This window comes from Comamonas granuli NBRC 101663, assembly GCF_000739995.1.
In the GTDB taxonomy this organism is placed as follows: domain Bacteria; phylum Pseudomonadota; class Gammaproteobacteria; order Burkholderiales; family Burkholderiaceae_C; genus Simplicispira; species Simplicispira granuli.
The window spans coordinates 244,328-260,076 of the sequence record NZ_BBJX01000005.1; the positions used below are offsets into that span (position 1 = coordinate 244,328).

At 68.5% G+C, this 15,749-nt stretch carries 15 protein-coding genes and 1 pseudogene; 11 read left to right on the forward strand and 5 right to left on the reverse strand.

Annotated features, from left to right (window positions below; translation table 11 throughout):
* The first annotated feature begins 2 nt into the window (after window positions 1-2).
* From CGR01S_RS06710 to CGR01S_RS06725, 6 genes and pseudogenes are all read left to right on the forward strand, one after another.
* The gene (locus CGR01S_RS06710; RefSeq protein WP_042424143.1) at window positions 3-1,127 is read left to right on the forward strand and encodes a cell division protein FtsZ; all 1,125 of its coding nucleotides are present in this window, start codon (window positions 3-5) and stop codon (window positions 1,125-1,127) included.
* A gap of 16 nt (window positions 1,128-1,143) precedes the next feature.
* On the forward strand, window positions 1,144-3,231 hold the full coding sequence (ligA, locus tag CGR01S_RS06715; protein ID WP_042424146.1) for an NAD-dependent DNA ligase LigA: 2,088 nt from the start codon (window positions 1,144-1,146) through the stop codon (window positions 3,229-3,231).
* Complete coding sequence (gene rssA / locus CGR01S_RS06720; RefSeq protein ID WP_042424148.1) at window positions 3,228-4,166, forward strand: patatin-like phospholipase RssA; 939 nt, start codon at window positions 3,228-3,230, stop codon at window positions 4,164-4,166. Before ligA ends, rssA begins: the two co-directional genes overlap by 4 nt.
* Before the next feature lie 199 nt (window positions 4,167-4,365).
* Window positions 4,366-5,265, forward strand: coding sequence for a tetratricopeptide repeat protein (locus tag CGR01S_RS16645; RefSeq protein ID WP_156967516.1), 900 nt, complete (start codon window positions 4,366-4,368; stop codon window positions 5,263-5,265).
* Window positions 5,266-5,345: 80 nt separating this feature from the next.
* Window positions 5,346-5,471 (forward strand): annotated as a pseudogene (locus CGR01S_RS16650) (IS5/IS1182 family transposase); the annotation flags it as partial.
* Window positions 5,472-5,699: 228 nt separating this feature from the next.
* Entirely contained in the window at window positions 5,700-5,996 is a 297-nt protein-coding gene (locus CGR01S_RS06725; protein WP_042424150.1) for a hypothetical protein, read from the forward strand.
* Between the two features lie 11 nt (window positions 5,997-6,007).
* Here CGR01S_RS06725 and CGR01S_RS16395 read toward each other — a convergent pair whose 3' ends face one another.
* Both CGR01S_RS16395 and CGR01S_RS16400 read right to left on the reverse strand, forming a co-directional pair.
* Window positions 6,008-6,265 (reverse strand): DUF2442 domain-containing protein, encoded by a 258-nt coding sequence (locus CGR01S_RS16395; RefSeq protein WP_084690585.1) that lies wholly within the window; start codon window positions 6,263-6,265, stop codon window positions 6,008-6,010.
* Window positions 6,237-6,476, reverse strand: a complete 240-nt coding sequence (locus tag CGR01S_RS16400) for a DUF4160 domain-containing protein (RefSeq protein ID WP_084690599.1) — start codon at window positions 6,474-6,476, stop codon at window positions 6,237-6,239. The genes CGR01S_RS16395 and CGR01S_RS16400 overlap by 29 nt, the downstream gene beginning before the upstream one ends.
* 246 nt (window positions 6,477-6,722) lie before the next feature.
* Here CGR01S_RS16400 and CGR01S_RS06730 point away from each other — a divergent pair, with 246 nt between their 5' ends.
* A complete protein-coding gene (locus CGR01S_RS06730; protein WP_042424151.1) occupies window positions 6,723-9,221 on the forward strand; it encodes a penicillin-binding protein 1A in 2,499 nt (832 codons plus the stop codon).
* Between the two features lie 48 nt (window positions 9,222-9,269).
* Here CGR01S_RS06730 and CGR01S_RS06735 read toward each other — a convergent pair whose 3' ends face one another.
* Window positions 9,270-9,821: an NUDIX hydrolase gene (locus CGR01S_RS06735; RefSeq protein WP_042424152.1), complete on the reverse strand. Its 552-nt coding sequence runs from the start codon at window positions 9,819-9,821 to the stop codon at window positions 9,270-9,272.
* Window positions 9,822-9,905: 84 nt separating this feature from the next.
* Entirely contained in the window at window positions 9,906-10,601 is a 696-nt protein-coding gene (locus CGR01S_RS06740; RefSeq protein WP_042424154.1) for a fumarylacetoacetate hydrolase family protein, read from the reverse strand.
* A 60-nt stretch (window positions 10,602-10,661) separates the two neighbouring features.
* Between CGR01S_RS06740 and CGR01S_RS06745 the strand changes: the two genes are divergently transcribed.
* The gene (locus tag CGR01S_RS06745; protein ID WP_042424642.1) at window positions 10,662-11,516 is read left to right on the forward strand and encodes a purine nucleoside phosphorylase YfiH/LACC1 family protein; all 855 of its coding nucleotides are present in this window, start codon (window positions 10,662-10,664) and stop codon (window positions 11,514-11,516) included.
* Here the strand turns inward: CGR01S_RS06745 and CGR01S_RS06750 are convergent.
* Complete coding sequence (locus CGR01S_RS06750) at window positions 11,436-11,744, reverse strand: hypothetical protein (RefSeq protein ID WP_042424155.1); 309 nt, start codon at window positions 11,742-11,744, stop codon at window positions 11,436-11,438. The two genes, CGR01S_RS06745 and CGR01S_RS06750, sit on opposite strands and share 81 nt — an antisense overlap.
* A 130-nt stretch (window positions 11,745-11,874) precedes the next feature.
* Between CGR01S_RS06750 and CGR01S_RS06755 the strand changes: the two genes are divergently transcribed.
* The 3 genes from CGR01S_RS06755 to phbB all read left to right on the forward strand — a co-directional run bounded on the left by CGR01S_RS06755 (window position 11,875) and on the right by phbB (window position 15,651).
* Window positions 11,875-13,581, forward strand: a complete 1,707-nt coding sequence (locus tag CGR01S_RS06755; protein ID WP_042424160.1) for a PHA/PHB synthase family protein — start codon at window positions 11,875-11,877, stop codon at window positions 13,579-13,581.
* A 47-nt stretch (window positions 13,582-13,628) separates the two neighbouring features.
* On the forward strand, window positions 13,629-14,807 hold the full coding sequence (locus tag CGR01S_RS06760; RefSeq protein ID WP_042424163.1) for an acetyl-CoA C-acetyltransferase: 1,179 nt from the start codon (window positions 13,629-13,631) through the stop codon (window positions 14,805-14,807).
* Between the two features lie 106 nt (window positions 14,808-14,913).
* Window positions 14,914-15,651 (forward strand): acetoacetyl-CoA reductase, encoded by a 738-nt coding sequence (gene phbB, locus CGR01S_RS06765; RefSeq protein WP_042424164.1) that lies wholly within the window; start codon window positions 14,914-14,916, stop codon window positions 15,649-15,651.
* Window positions 15,652-15,749: the final 98 nt, after the last annotated feature.

Below are 15,749 nucleotides of genomic sequence, written 5' to 3' on the forward strand. Positions count from 1 at the left end.
CCATGAGCTCCCTGCAAATCAGCCTGGCCATCATCGGGGGCGTGCTGCTCGCCCTGGTCGTCGCCTGGAACGCCTGGACCACGCACCGCAACGCCCCGCGCAAAGCCCTGCCGCTCGAGCGGGACGCGCCGCCCGAGCCGCCGCGCCGCCTGGAGCCCGCGCTGGACGACCTCGACGGCGCGCCCGACCCGTTCTCCGCCGTGCACGGCCTGGAGCGCGGCCCCGAGCCCGCCATCCACGGCGTCGATGCCGCCGAGGCGCTCTCCATGCCCGTGCCTGCGGCCGCGCATGCCGCCGCCGAGCGCAGCTATGCGCTGGACCCGCTGATCGACGCCATCGCCGCCATCGTCCCCGAGCAGACCGTGCCCGGCGAGGCCGCGCTGGCGCAGTTGCCGCCCACGCGGCGTGCGGGCAGCAAGCCCTTCGCCATCGAGGGCCAGAACGACGCCACCGGGCAATGGGAATTTCCGCAGCCCGGCCAGCGCTACCGCGCCTTCCAGGCCGGGGTGCAGTTGGCCAACCGCCTGGGCGCGCTCAACCAGATCGAGTTCTCCGAGTTCGTCATGAAGGTCCAGGCCTTTGCCGACGCGCTGGGTGCCGCCCCCGAGTTCCCCGACATGCTGCACGAGGTGGCGCGCGCGCGCGAGCTCGACCAGTTCGCCACCGAGCACGACGCGCAGCTTGCCTTCAGCCTCGTGGCGCGCCAGGCCGCCTGGAGCCCCGGCTACGTGCAGCAGAACGCCGCGCGCCTGGGCTTCGTGCCCGGGTCGCTGCCCGGCCGCCTCGTGCTGCCCGGCGCCCAGCCGGGCCAGGCGCCGCTGCTGAGCCTGGGCTTTGACACCCAGGCCGCGCTGTCCGACGACCCCGAGCAGTCCGCCATCCGCGAGCTCGCGCTTAGCCTGGACGTGGCCCATGTGCCGCGCACCGAGCAGCCCTTTGCGCGCCTGCGCGAAGTCGCCGCCGCGCTGTGCCAGAGCATGGACGGCGTGCTGTGCGACCAGAACGGCCAGCCCCTGCCCGCCATGGCCATGGACCCCATTGCCGCCGACCTGGAGCAGCTCTACGACCAGCTCGACGGCCGCGACCTCTCGGCCGGATCGCCCCAGGCGCGGCGCGTGTTCAGTTGACGGGGGCCTGCCACCCATGACCGAAAACTTGGAGCTTTTTTCGGCCCCAGGGCATGATGGGAAAGCGCAAGCAGCTATCGAAATCGAAGCGCTGCGCGAGCAGCTCAACCGCTGGGCGCACGAGTACTACGTGCGGGACGCCCCCAGCGTGCCCGACGCCGAATACGACCGCGCCTTCCTGCGCCTGCAGGCCCTGGAGGCCGAGCACCCCGAGCTGGTCACCCCCGATTCGCCCACGCAGCGCGTGCTCGGCGCCGTGATGGAGGGCCTGGCCCCCGTGCGGCACGCCGTGCCCATGCTCAGCATCCGCACCGAGACCGACACCGAGGCCAGCGGCGCCGAGGCCTTCGACGCGCGCATCCGGCGCGAACTCAAGCTCACGCCGGATGACCCGCCCGTCGAATACGTGGTCGAGCCCAAGTTCGACGGCCTGGCCATGAGCCTGCGCTACGAGCAAGGCAAACTGGTGCAGGCCGCCACGCGCGGCGACGGCGAGGTGGGCGAGGACGTCACGCACAACATCCGCACCATCCGCCAGATTCCCCTGGCGCTGCCGGCCGATGCGCCGCCCGTGCTGGAAGTGCGCGGCGAGGTCTACATGGCCCGCGCCGACTTCGACGCCCTGAACGAGCGCCAGCGCGCGCAGGGCGGCAAGACCTTCGTCAACCCGCGCAACGCCGCCGCGGGTGCCGTGCGCCAGCTCGACTCGGGCATTGCCGCGCAGCGGCCGCTGTCGTTCTTTGCCTACGGGCTGGGCGAGGTGCAGGGCGCGCAGTTCGCCACGCACCACGCGGTACTGCAGCAGCTCAAATTGTGGGGTTTTCCGGTGGCAGCGCAGGCGGGCATTGCGCTAGGTGCTTCTGAATTAATAGCATTCCACCAGCGTATCGGCGCCGCGCGCGACGCGCTGCCCTACGACATCGACGGCGTGGTCTACAAGGTCAACAGCCTGGCGCTGCAGCAGCAGCTCGGCTTCGTCACGCGCGAGCCGCGCTGGGCGGTGGCGCACAAATACCCTGCGCAGGAAATGGCCACGCGCGTCGAGGCCATCGACGTGCAGGTGGGCCGCACCGGCAAGCTCACGCCCGTGGCGCGGCTGGCGCCGGTGTTCGTGGGCGGCGTCACCGTCACCAACGCCACGCTGCACAACCTGTTCGAGATCCGCAAGAAGGGCGTGCGCGTGGGCGACACCGCCATCGTGCGCCGCGCGGGCGATGTGATTCCCGAAGTGGTGGGCGTGGTGCCCGGCCAGCGCGCCGGCTACGTGCCCAACTTCCGCATGCCCGCGCAGTGCCCCGTGTGCGGCAGCGCCGTGGTGCGCGAAAAGGGCGAGGCCAACCACCGCTGCACCGGCGGCCTGTTCTGCCCGGCGCAGCGCAAGGAAGCCATCCTGCACTTCGCCGCGCGCCGCGCCATGGACATCGAGGGCCTGGGCGACAAGCTGGTGGACCAGTTGGTGGACCAGGGCGTGATCCGCACGCTGCCCGACCTCTACCGCATGGGCCTCACGGCGCTCATCACCCTGGAGCGCATGGCCGAAAAATCGGCGCAGAACGTGCTGGCCGCGCTGGAAAAGTCCAAGCGCACCACGCTGCCGCGCTTTTTGTTCGGCCTGGGCATCCGCCACGTGGGCGAGGCCACGGCCAAGGACCTGGCGCGCCACTTCGGCGGGCTCGACGCCATCATGGACGCCACCGTCGAGCAGCTCCTGCAGGTGAACGACGTGGGCCCCGTGGTGGCCGAAGCCATCCACACCTTCTTCGCCCAGCCGCACAACCGCGAGGTGGTCGAACAACTGCGCGCCTGTGGCGTGGCCTGGGAAGAGGGCGCCCCGGCCGAGCGCGCCACGCTGCCGCTGGCGGGTAAGACGGTGGTGCTCACCGGCACCTTGCCCACGCTGAGCCGCGACGCTGCCAAGGACCTGCTGGAGGCCGCCGGCGCCAAGGTGGCCGGCTCGGTCAGCAAGAAAACGCACTACGTTGTGGCGGGCGAGGAGGCTGGCAGCAAGCTCGCCAAGGCCCAGGAGCTGGGCGTGCCCGTGCTCGACGAGGCCGGCATGCTGACGCTGCTGGCGGGTTCCACCCCGGCGGGGCAGCAGCCATGACCGCCCCGCGCAAACCCGTCATCGGCCTGGCCCTGGGCAGCGGCTCGGCGCGCGGCTGGGCGCACATCGGCGTGATCCGCGCGCTGCAGCAGGCGGGCATCCAGCCCGACCTGGTGTGCGGCGCCTCCATTGGCGCCGTGGTGGGCGCGGCCTACGCGCTGGGCGAGCTGGACCGCTTCGAGCAATGGGCGCGCGGCCTGACCGGGCGCACCGTGTTCTCGTTCATGGACTTCAAGCTCGCGGGCGGCATGCTCAAGGGCGAGCGGGTGATCGAATTCTTCCGCAGCCGCTTCTCCGACCGCCCCATCGAGGCGCTGGACATCCCCTTCGCCGCCGTGGCCACGGGCCTGCATTCGGGCAGCGAGGTGTGGCTGCGCACCGGCTCCACGGCCGACGCCGTGCGCGCCTCCATGGCCTTGCCCGGCCTGTTCACCCCCGCGCAGCGCGACGGGCGCCTGCTGGTCGATGGCGGGCTGGTCAACCCCGTGCCCGTGTCGCTGGCCCGCGCCATGGGCGCCGACATCGTGATCGCCGTGGACCTGAACGCCGACATCCTGGGCCGCCACCTGCGCAAGCCCGGCGCCAACGGCCCGGCCAAGCCGCCCGCCGAGGCACCGGAGGACGATGAGGACACCGCTGGCTGGCTCAGCCGCCTGCAGGGCGGCTTGGCGGCCCTGCGGCCCACCCCCGACCCGGACCGCGTCCCCGCGCCCTCGCTGCTGGAAGTGGTGCTGGCCAGCGTCAACATCATGCAGGTGCGCATCACCCGCAGCCGCATGGCCGGCGACCCGCCCGAGGTGGTGATTGCGCCGCAACTGGCGCACCTGGGGCTGATGGACTTTTACCGCGCCGAAGAGGCCATTGCCGAGGGGCAGCGGGCGGCGGAGAAGACGTTGCCGTTTTTGCAGCAGTTGGGGTTGGGGGCGGCGGCGTAGCGCCAGTTTCCTTCACCACGTGCGACGGATTGGATCAACCACTATGGCGTATGCAATGTGTTGCGATGCGGTGACAACGCCGCAGACCGCCCGAGTCCGCAGATGCACACGGCGCGATGATTCGTGCAGAGGCTCCTTAGGCTTTGGCCGCAAGTGAGGTATAAATCCTCTGTCACAACAAGTTACAGGGAGCCCGCACGTGCAGTTCATTCCAGCGATTTGTCCACAATGCTCAGGGAAGCTGCAGGTGCCCGAAGGCAAGGATTCCGTGCAGTGCGAGTTCTGCGGTACCGACGTCTTCTTGCGTGAGTCTGAGAAGACCGCTGCTAGCAAAGTTGTTCACCTGCTTGAGCTTGCCCAAGCGGCTGAGACTGCAGGCAACCACACAGAGGCGTTCGGGTACTTCACAAGCGTGCTTGAGATTGACAGCAAAAACGTTTGGGCATGGGTGGGCAAAGGAACAAGTGCCGGCTATCTCTCGACGCTTGCGCATTCGCGGATACCTGAAACCATCGAGTGCTACCGCACAGCAGTGCGGCTTGCGGGTGACGACGATGCAATCACGACAGTTGTGAGCATGGACTGCGCTGTCGCAGCTGTTCTCATTGCGAACGCTTATTTCCAGACCTCGCTGCAGCACACGATGCAGTTCATCTCTGTGCCCGACACGCCGTACGAGCACGCCACACGCTGCGTGGAAGCAGTAAAACTTTGCGAGTTTGCGCTATCGCTAGACCCGAACGTGCCTGGCGCCGCTTCATTTATCCATGACGTCGCTTCGCGGACGTTGAATGTCGGTAAGCTGTCTGCAGATGAGAAGGCATTTCTTGAAGGTGAGAGGAGCAAACACGCTAGTGCAGCGCCAAAACCGGCTACTACCGGCCCGGCAGTAGCGGGGACAGATGCGGGCAGCACGGGCGTTATGGTTGGTGTGTTCGGAGCTGCCTACGTTGCTTCGTACTTCATTCTGAAAGCGATGGGTGTACAGACGACGTTCTGGGCACTTTTTTGGGCGCTGTGGCTGTGCATCCCTATCGGTGGCGCGGTGGGAATCGGCTGCATCCTGGCAATGGCAAAGTTCGCTCACAAGAAAACCTAAGAGGTCCAGTCGCTAAGGATACTCTGCACGAATCCCTGCGAGGCGTGACGGGGCGTGCTTGAAACCAAGACAATACCGGTATGAAGCAAAGCAGCCTGGGCCTGAGCAACACCGTCAAGCGCCCCCGCAAGCGCGAGTTCCTCGATGCCATGGAGTTGGTGGTACCTTGGGCCGAGCTGGTCGCGCAGATCGAGCCGTATGCCCCCGTGAAGAGCTTCCCTAACACCAGCGCCATTCTAGGCAATCATCTCGAAGCCGCCTCGGCAGCTACAACCCCACACCACAATCCCCGCCGATTGGCGGTATGACTGCTCACCTCCCGCCCTCCAAGCGGTGGGGCCTGCAAGCCATCCATCCCGCCTGCAGAACTCCAAATTTGATAGCTGCTAGCGCTTTACTATCAAGCGTTTGAGCCACTTTTTACCCCAAACCCCATGTCTTTCCCCGCTTTCCTGCGCACGCGCTGGACCGCGCTGCAGCCGGCAATGGCGCGCGTGCTGCGGCGGCCCGAGAAGCTGCTGTCGCTGCACAGCCTGCTCTGGGCGCTGATGGCGGGCGGGCTGGTGCTGATTCCGTTCACGCCGGGCATTCGCGATAGCCGCAAGGCCAAGACGGAGCAGCCGGCGCAGTTGGTAGCGGCGGATGGCAAGTTCTTTGCCGAGTACCGCTGGGTGAAACTGGGGCCTGGACTGGCGGCGCACGGCGTCGGCGCTGCTGATGCGTGTCCGTGACGGTTAACCCGTCAGCCTGCTGCGCCTGACACCAGTGGAAACGAGGACGGGTTGCGAATGGACTGCACCGACAGGTCGATGTCCAACATTGGCCAGTAAAGATGGTCAGGGCTCGGCCACTGAACTTCGGAAATCTGTTCGATCGTCCCCTTTCGGAACCAGGGGAATTGATCAAAGGGGACGAGCAGTTCCTCGTCGGCAAGCAGCAGCCAAAAACCGTGCTTTGAAATATGGGTGACTTCAGCCGCCAAAGTGGTGGGTCCAGGCATTTTGGATCTCCTTCAGGTGTGCATTCACAACGGCTTGCGCTTGCCGAAGTTGGGTCTCGGAAAGACCCGTATGGTTGGCCAGAGCCACCTGTGGTGTCAGCCAGAACTTCGCTTCACCGTCCACGTGTGAGACATGCACATGAATGCGTGTCTCTTCCCGCGAAAAAAAGAAGAGACGAAAGGGGCCGTCACGAACAATGGTGGGTGCCATGGCGGTACTGTAACCAACACCGATCGCGGCGTGGATGCGCACCCGTCGCAAATTACGCATCCCGTGGCAGTCTTCGCCGCTACAACCCCACACCGCAATTCCGGGCGATTGGCGGTATAACTGCGCACCTCCCGCCTGCCATGCGGAGGGGCCTGCAAGCCATTCACTCTGCCTGCAAGACTCCCAATTTGATAGCTTCTAGCGCTTACCCATCAAGCGTTTGAGCCACTTTTGACTCCAAACCCCATGTCTTTCCCTGACTTCCTGCGCACGCGCTGGGCCGCGCTGCGGCCGGTGTGGGCGCGTGCGTTGCAGCGGCCCGAGAAGCTGCTCTCGCTGCACAGCCTGCTCTGGGCGCTGATGGCGGCCGGGCTGGCGCTGCTGCTGTATGTGCTGGTGCTGATTCCCTTCACGCCGGGCATCCGCGACATCCGCAAGGCCAAGACGGAGCAGCCGGCGCAGTTGGTGGCGGCGGATGGCAAGCTGCTGGCCGAATACCGCTGGGTGAACCGAGCGTGGGTGCCGCTTGCCGAGATCGCCCCGCCGGTGGTGGACGCGCTGATCGCCACCGAGGACCACCGTTTCTACAAGCACTGGGGCCTGGACTGGCGGCGCACGGCGTCGGCGCTGGTGCGCACGCTGGGGGGCGACAAGCAGGGCGGCTCCACCATCACGCAGCAGTTGGCGCGCAACCTGTACCCCGAGGACATTGGCCGGGCGCCCACGCTCACGCGCAAGATCAAGGAGGCGATCACGGCGCTGAAGATCGAGGCGCTGTACTCCAAGGACGAGATTCTGGAGACCTACCTGAACACCGTGCCCTTCCTCTACAACGCCTACGGCATCGAGATGGCGGCGCGCACCTATTTCGACAAGTCGGCCGACGAGCTCAACGTGCTGGAGAGCGCCACGCTCATCGGCATGCTCAAGGGCACGGCCTATTACAACCCGGTGCTCAACCCCGAGCGCGCCCAGGCCCGGCGCAACACCGTGCTGGCGCAGATGAAGAAGCGCGGCAAGCTGGCCGAGGCGGAATACGCCGCGCTCAGCAAGCGCCCGCTGCGCATCCGCTTCGAGCGCCAGGTGGAAACGGCCGGCCCCGCGCCGCACCTGGCGCAGCAATTGCGCAAGCAGCTCATCGACTGGGCCGACCGCAATGGTTACAGCCTGTATGCCGACGGGCTGGTGATCCGCACCACCATCGATTACCGCCTGCAGCAACTGGCCAACCAGGCCGTGGCGCGCCAGGGCCGGGCGCTGCAGGGCGTGGCCGACGGGGCCTGGGCCGCGCGCAACGCCTGGAACCCCAAGAACCCGCTGGTGCAGCAACTGGTGCGCGAATCGGCGCGCTACGAAGCCGCCGTGGCCAAGGGCGCGGCGCCCGAGGATGTGCTGAAGGATCTGCTGGGCGACCCCGCCTTCCTGCGCACGCTGCGGCAAGAGAAGACGCGCGTGCAGGCCGGCTTCATGGCCATGGACCCGCGCACGGGCGAGGTGCGCGCCTGGGTGGGCAGCCGCGACTTCGCGCAAGACCCGTTCGACCACGTCCAGGCCGCGCGCCGCCAGCCGGGTTCCACCTTCAAGCCCTTTGTGTACGGCGCCGCGTTCGACCAGGGCCTGCTGCCCAGCGACACGCTGATGGACACCGCGGTGGAAATCCCGCTGGGCAACAAGCAGGTGTGGCGCCCCACGGACGGCAACAGGCCGCCCAGCGACATGCCCATGACGCTGAGCGACGGCCTGGCGTTTTCCAAGAACACCATCACCGCGCAGCTCATGCAGCAGGTGGGCCCCATGCGCGTGGCGCAACTGGCGCGGGCCATGGGCGTGCGCGAATCCAAGCTGGACGTGGTGCCCTCGCTGGCCCTGGGCACCAGCCCGGTCACGCTCAAGGAAATGGTGGCGGCCTACGGCGCCATTGCCAGTGCCGGCAGCTACCGCGCGCCCCGGGTCATCACGCGCATCGAGGACAAGAACGGCAAGGTGCTGGAAGACTTTGCCCCCGCCGCGCCCGAGCGCGTGCTGGGCCTGACGGCCGCCCAGCAACTGCGCGACGCCATGCGCGGCGTGGTGGACAAGGGCACGGGCGTGGCCATCCGCGGCCGCTACGGCATCAGCGCCGACGTGGCCGGCAAGACCGGCACCACGCAGGACAACACCGACGGCTGGTTCATCCTGATGCACCCGCAGCTCGTGGCGGGCGCGTGGGTGGGCTTCAACGACGGGCGCATCACCCTGCGCAGCGACTACTGGGGCCAGGGCGCGCACAGCGCGCTGCCCATGGTGGGCGAGGTGTTCCAGCAGGCGCTGCGCGCCAAGCTGATCGACACCAACGAACGCTTCATCGACGAGGAGGAAAGCAGTTGGGTGGGCACCGCCGTGGCCGGTGTGCGCAACTGGGTGTACGACCTGTTCGGCCGCCGCACGGGCGGGCCCGATGCCCCCGACCGCGCCACCGGCGCCGCGCCGGTGCCGGGCCCGGCACCCGCCGCGCCGGTCCCCGCCGCAGCGGAGCGGCCCGAGATCACCGAAGCGCCGCTGCTGCCGCTGGAAAATGCCACGCCCCAGGCGCAGCCTTTTCCGCCAGGCTCCTACGGCAACGTTCCCGAGGCCGCAGACCCCGGCGCACCGCCTGAGCCGCAGCCGGGCACCGTGGTCACGGCGCCGGTGCAGCGCGGCGTGGTGGTGCCCGCGCCGGCAGCGGTGCAGAGCAATGTGCCGTTCTTTGTGGAATCGCGCCCCTGAACGGGCGCGCGCGGCGCGGCCTGGCAGTGGCGCCGCCCGGGGGCGCTGCTACTCGATGTCCACGCAGTGCATGCCGAAGTGGCCCGCGCGCCGGTCGGCGAACCAGCGCCGCAGCGTCTCGCGCACGGTGCGAAAGGCCAGTTCGTCCCAGGGCACCTCGTCTTCGGTGAACAGGCGCGCCTCGATGGTCTCGTGCCCCGGGTGGAAGGCCTCGCTCAGCAGCGTGGCGCGGTAGAACAGGTGCACCTGGCCCACCTGGCGCACGTTGAGCAGGGCGAACAGCGGGCCCATTTCGATCTGTGCGCCGGCTTCCTCGTCGGTCTCGCGCGCGGCGCCCTGGGCCGTGGTCTCGTTCAGCTCCATGAAGCCCGCGGGCAGCGTCCACTTGCCCCAGCGCGGCTCGATGTTGCGCTTGCACAGCAGCACGCGCCCGTCGGCCAGCACGGGGATGGTGCCCACCACGTTCAGCGGGTTCTCGTAGTGCACCGTGCCGCACTGCGGGCAGATGGCGCGCTCGCGCGTGTCGCCATCGTCGGGCAGGCGGTACACCATGGCGGTGCCGCAGGCGCGGCAGTGTCGGATGGGGCTGCGCAGGTACATGCAGGTCTTGAGGTCAAATCGGGCTGCAGCGCTTTCGGAATGAGCGCGAGCAGCTCCTGAAACAATAGCGGCTGGGCGCGCGGCTCATACCACCTGCAGCGCGATGGGCTGCAGCCCATCGACCCCGGCCTCGATGCGGTCGCCGCGCACCACGGCGCCCACGCCCTCGGGCGTGCCGGTGAAGACCAGGTCGCCCGGTTGCAACTCCCAGGCGGCCGAGAGGTGCTGCAGCGTCTCGGCAATGTTCCAGATCAGCTTGTGCACATGGCTGTGCTGGCGCTGCTGGCCGTTCACGCGCAGCCAGAGGGCCGCCTGGTCCACGGCCCCGGCCTCGCTGGCCGGGGTGATGGGGCCGATGGGCGCGCTGTGGTCGAAGCCCTTGGCAATGCTCCAGGGCCGGCCCTGCTTCTTCATCTCGGCCTGCAGGTCGCGGCGCGTCATGTCCAGGCCCACGGCGTAGCCGTACACATGCTCCAGGGCGCGGGCGGCCGGAATGTCGCGCCCGCCCTTGCCTATGGCCACCACCAGCTCCACCTCGTGGTGCAGGTTGTGCGTCAGGCTGGGGTAGGGCAGGCGGGCGGTCTCGCCGGCCTCCACGGGCAGCAGCGCGTCGGCGGGCTTGAGGAAGAAGAACGGCGCCTCGCGCTCGGCAAAGCCCATTTCCTTGGCGTGCTCTTCGTAGTTGCGCCCCACGCAGTAGATGCGCCGCACGGGAAAGCGGCTGGCCGTGCCCAGCACGGGCACGGTGGGGACGGGCGGCGGAGCGAAGACGGTGGCCATGGCAGTGCAATGCGAAAGAACAGGGCGCCAGTGTGCCATGGCGCCGATACACTGGCGCGCATGTCCCAGATGCCCCTTGACTGGCTGCAGCCGGCCTGGCCCGCCCCGGCCCATGTGCATGCGCTGTGCACCACGCGCCATGGCGGCTGCAGCCTGCCGCCCTTCGACAGCATGAACCTGGGCGACCACGTGGGCGACGACCCGCGCGCCGTGGCGGCCAACCGAGCGCGCCTGCAGGCCGTGCTCCAGGCGGCCACGCCGGGCGCGCGCGCGGTGTTCCTGCAGCAGGTGCATGGCACGCAGGTGGCCGTGCTGGCGCCGGGCATGGTCGACGGCGGGCGCTTTGACGCCTGCGTGAGCACGCAGCGCGGCCTGGCCTGCACCATCATGGTGGCCGACTGCCTGCCGCTGCTGCTGACCGACACCGCAGGCCGCGTGGTGGCCGCCGCCCATGCGGGCTGGCGCGGGCTGGCGGGGCAGGGCGGCGTGGGGGTGATCGAAGCGGTCTACCAGCAATTTTCGGCCCTGGCGCTCTCCCATGCTGCGCCGGCAGCTACGGAAAATGTAGCGCCGGAGGGCGTGCACGCTGCGGCCGCACGCACCCTGGCCTGGCTCGGGCCGTGCATCGGGCCGCAGGCCTTCGAGGTCGGGCCCGAGGTGCGCGCGGCCTTTTGCGCGCACGATGCGGCTGCCGTGCAGCACTTTCGCCCCCAGGGCGCGGGCAAGTACCTGGCCGACCTGGCGGCGCTGGCGCGCCAGCGCCTGCAGGCCCTGGGCATCACGCAGATTTACGGCAACGACTCGGGCAGCGCCTGGTGCACGGCCACGCAGGCCTCACGGTTCTTCTCGCACCGGCGCGACGGCGCCGCCCTCGGCGGCAGCGGGCGCATGGCCGCCTGCATCTGGCTGGGCTGAGGCCGGGCCCGCGGCCTGGCGCACCGCTGCCTCCTCGGCCTGGGCGCGGGCGCGCAGCGCGCGCTTGCGCGCGGGCGTGCCCAGGATATAGCCCACGATGCCCATGGGCAGCAGCCCGTAGAGCACGAAAGTGACCACGGCGCCGAGCACCGAGCCCGCGGGGCTGGTGGCCTCGGCCAGGGCCATGAGCAGGGTGACGTAGAACCAGGCGATGAGGACGAGGTACATGGCTGCGAGCGGTGGAATTCAGGCCGGTGCAAGGTAAGGAGCGTTACCATACCAGCACCGTCCCGCAGGGGATGCGCAACATGGCTGACGGCGCTGCCCAGGCAGCGTGCGCGGCCGCACAGGAGTCAGCATGGACCAGGATTCTCTCTGGGCGCAGGGCGCCCAGCAGTGGCAGAAAATGTGGGGCGAGGGCTGGGCGCAGGCCCTGCAGACGCTCCAGGCAGCGCCGCCCGGCCCGGTGCCGGCCCCGGTGCCGGAAATCCGCTTTGCCCCCGACAAGCTCCAGGCCCTGCACCAGGAATACCTGCAGGAGGCCGCCCGGCTGTGGCAGCAGGGCCTGCGCGGTGCGCCACAGGCCGCCGCGGCCGACAAGCGCTTCACCGGCGAGGGCTGGGCGTGCAACCCCGTGGCCGCCTACACGGCGGCGGCCTACCTGCTCAACGCGCGTACCCTCATGGGCCTGGCCGACGCCGTGCAGGCCGACCCCAAGACGCGCGCGCGCATCCGCTTTGCGGTGGAGCAGTGGATCGCCGCCATGGCGCCGAGCAACTTCCTCGCCTTCAACCCCGATGCGCAGAAGAAAGCCATGGAGACCCAGGGCGAGAGCATTGCCCTGGGCGTGGCCAACCTGCTGCACGACCTGCGCCAGGGCCATGTGTCGATGACGGATGAAAGTCTGTTCGAGGTGGGCCGCAACGTCGCCACGACCGAGGGCGCGGTGGTGTTCGAGAACGAGCTGTTCCAGCTCATCGAGTACAAGCCGCTCACCGCCAAGGTGCACGAGCGGCCCTTCCTGCTCATCCCGCCGTGCATCAACAAGTTCTACATCCTCGACCTGCAGCCGGAGAACTCGCTGATCCGCTACGCGGTCGAGCAGGGCCACCGCACCTTTGTGGTGAGCTGGCGCAACCCCGATGAATCCCTGGCGCGCAAGACCTGGGACGACTACGTCGAGGACGGCGCCATCCGCGCCATCGAGACGGTGCGCCAGATCGGCGGCGCCGAGCAGATCAACGCGCTGGGCTTTTGCGTGGGCGGCACCATCCTGGGCACGGCGCTGGCCGTGCTCGCCGCGCGCGGCGCGCAGCCCGTGGCGAGCGGCACCTTCCTGACCACGCTGCTGGACTTCACCGACACGGGCATCCTCGATGTGTTCATCGACGAGGCCATGGTGCAGTTCCGCGAAATGCAGATGGGCCAGGGCGGCCTGATGAAGGGCCAGGACATGGCCTCCACCTTCAGCTTCCTGCGCCCCAACGACCTGGTGTGGAACTACGTGGTGGGCAATTACCTCAAGGGCGAGACGCCGCCGCCCTTCGACCTGCTCTACTGGAACAGCGACAGCACCAACCTGCCGGGCCCGTTCTACGCCTGGTACCTGCGCAACACCTACCTGGAGAACAATCTCATCAAGCCCGGCAAGCTCACGGTGTGCGGGCAGAAGATCGACCTGGGCCGCGTCACGCTGCCCGTGTACATCTACGGCTCGCGCGAGGACCATATCGTGCCGGCGCGTGCGGCCTACGCCTCCACCCAGGTGTTGCCGGGCGACAAGCGCTTCGTCATGGGCGCCTCGGGCCATATCGCTGGCGTCATCAACCCGCCGGCCAAGGGCAAGCGCAGCCACTGGATCCGCGCCGACGGCCAGCTCCCCGCCACGCTGGACGCCTGGCTCGAAGGCGCCACCGAGCACAAGGGCAGCTGGTGGCCCGACTGGGCCCAGTGGCTCCAGGCCCACGCAGGCAAGCTGGTGGCCGCGCCCAAGGCCTATGGCAAGGGCGCCCGATTCAAGGCCATCGAGCCCGCGCCCGGGCGCTACGTCAAGCAAAAGGCCTGAGGCCCGGCCGCCCCCATTTTTTCATTTCACTGCACAAAGGACACACCATGGAAGACATCGTCATCGTTTCGGCCGCCCGCACGGCCGTGGGCAAGTTCGGCGGCGCGCTCGCCAAGACGCCCGCCACCGAGCTCGGCGCCATCGTCATCAAGGAGGCCCTGGCCCGCGCCCGCGTGGGCCTGGACCAGGTGGGCGAGGTCATCATGGGCCAGGTGCTGGCCGCGGGCGTGGGGCAGAACCCTGCGCGCCAGGCCATGATGAAGGCCGGCATCGCCAAGGAAACCCCGGCCCTGACCATCAACGCCGTGTGCGGCTCCGGCCTCAAGGCCGTGATGCTGGCCGCCCAGGCCATTGCCACGGGCGACAGCGAGATCGTCGTCGCCGGCGGGCAGGAGAACATGAGCCTCTCGCCCCACGTGCTCAATGGCTCGCGCGACGGCCAGCGCATGGGCGAGTGGAAGATGCAGGACACCATGATCGTCGATGGCCTGTGGGACGTGTACCACCAGTACCACATGGGCATCACCGCCGAGAACGTGGCCAAGCAGTACGGCATCACGCGCGAGATGCAGGACGCCCTGGCCCTGGCCAGCCAGCAAAAGGCCGCCGCCGCGCAGGATGCCGGCCGCTTCGCCGATGAAATCGTGGGCGTGAGCCTGCCGCAGAAAAAGGGCGATCCCCTGCTGTTCAACGCCGACGAATACCTCAACCGCAAGACCAGCGCCGAGGCCCTGGCCGGCCTGCGCCCCGCCTTTGACAAGGCGGGCAGCGTGACGGCGGGCAACGCCTCGGGCATCAACGACGGCGCCGCCGCCGTGGTCGTGATGAGCGCGAAGAAGGCCGCCGCCCTGGGCCTGACGCCCCTGGCGCGCATCGCCGCCTACGCCACCAGCGGCCTGGACCCGGCGACCATGGGCATGGGCCCGGTGCCGGCCTCGCGCAAGGCGCTGGCGCGTGCGGGCTGGAGTGCCGCGGACGTGGACCTGTTCGAGCTCAACGAAGCCTTTGCCGCCCAGGCCTGCGCCGTGAACCAGGAGCTGGCCCTGGACCCCGCGCGCGTCAACGTCAACGGCGGTGCCATCGCCATCGGCCACCCCATCGGCGCCTCGGGCTGCCGCATCCTCGTCACGCTGCTGCACGAGATGCAGCGCCGCGGCGCGAAGAAGGGCCTGGCGGCGCTGTGCATCGGCGGCGGCATGGGCGTCTCGATGGCGCTGGAGCGCTGAAGCGCCCGCCGCAGCGCGCCTCTCAGTGTTTACCTGGGCGGGCGCCTGCACCAAACTTGGGTAGAGTGGAAGCGCAATCGTTTGAAACCGTCAAGGAGCACAGGAGATGAGTCAGAAAGTAGCGTATGTCACAGGCGGCATGGGGGGCATAGGCACCGCCATTTGCCAGCGCCTGCACAAGGACGGGTTCAAGGTGATCGCGGGCTGCGGCCCCACGCGCGACTACCAGAAGTGGCTCGATGAGCAAAAGGCGCTCGGCTACACCTTCTACGCCTCGGTGGGCAATGTGGGCGACTGGGATTCCACCGTGGAAGCCTTCACCAAGGCCAAGGCCGAGCACGGCAGCATCGACGTGCTGGTGAACAACGCCGGCATCACGCGCGACCGCATGTTCGTCAAGATGACGCGCGAGGACTGGGACCAGGTGATCGAGACCAACCTCAACAGCATGTTCAACGTCACCAAGCAGGTGGTGGCCGACATGGTGGAAAAAGGCTGGGGGCGCATCATCAACATCAGCTCGGTCAACGGCGAGAAGGGCCAGGCCGGGCAGACCAACTACTCGGCGGCCAAGGCCGGCATGCACGGCTTTTCCATGGCGCTGGCGCAGGAGCTGGCCACCAAGGGCGTGACGGTGAACACCGTGAGCCCGGGCTACATCGGCACCGACATGGTCAAGGCCATACGCCCGGACGTGCTGGAGAAGATCGTCGCCACCGTGCCCGTCAAGCGCCTGGGCGAACCCAGCGAGATCGCCTCCATCATCGCCTGGCTGGCCTCCGACGAGGGCGGCTACGCCACCGGGGCCGATTTCTCGGTCAACGGCGGCCTGCACATGGGCTGATCCGCCCGCCGGCTACAAAAAAACCCCGCGGCTGCGGGGTTTTTTGTGGGGGCTCTTGCCGGCCCCGGGCGTTGGCCGGAACGTGGCTCAGAGGCGTG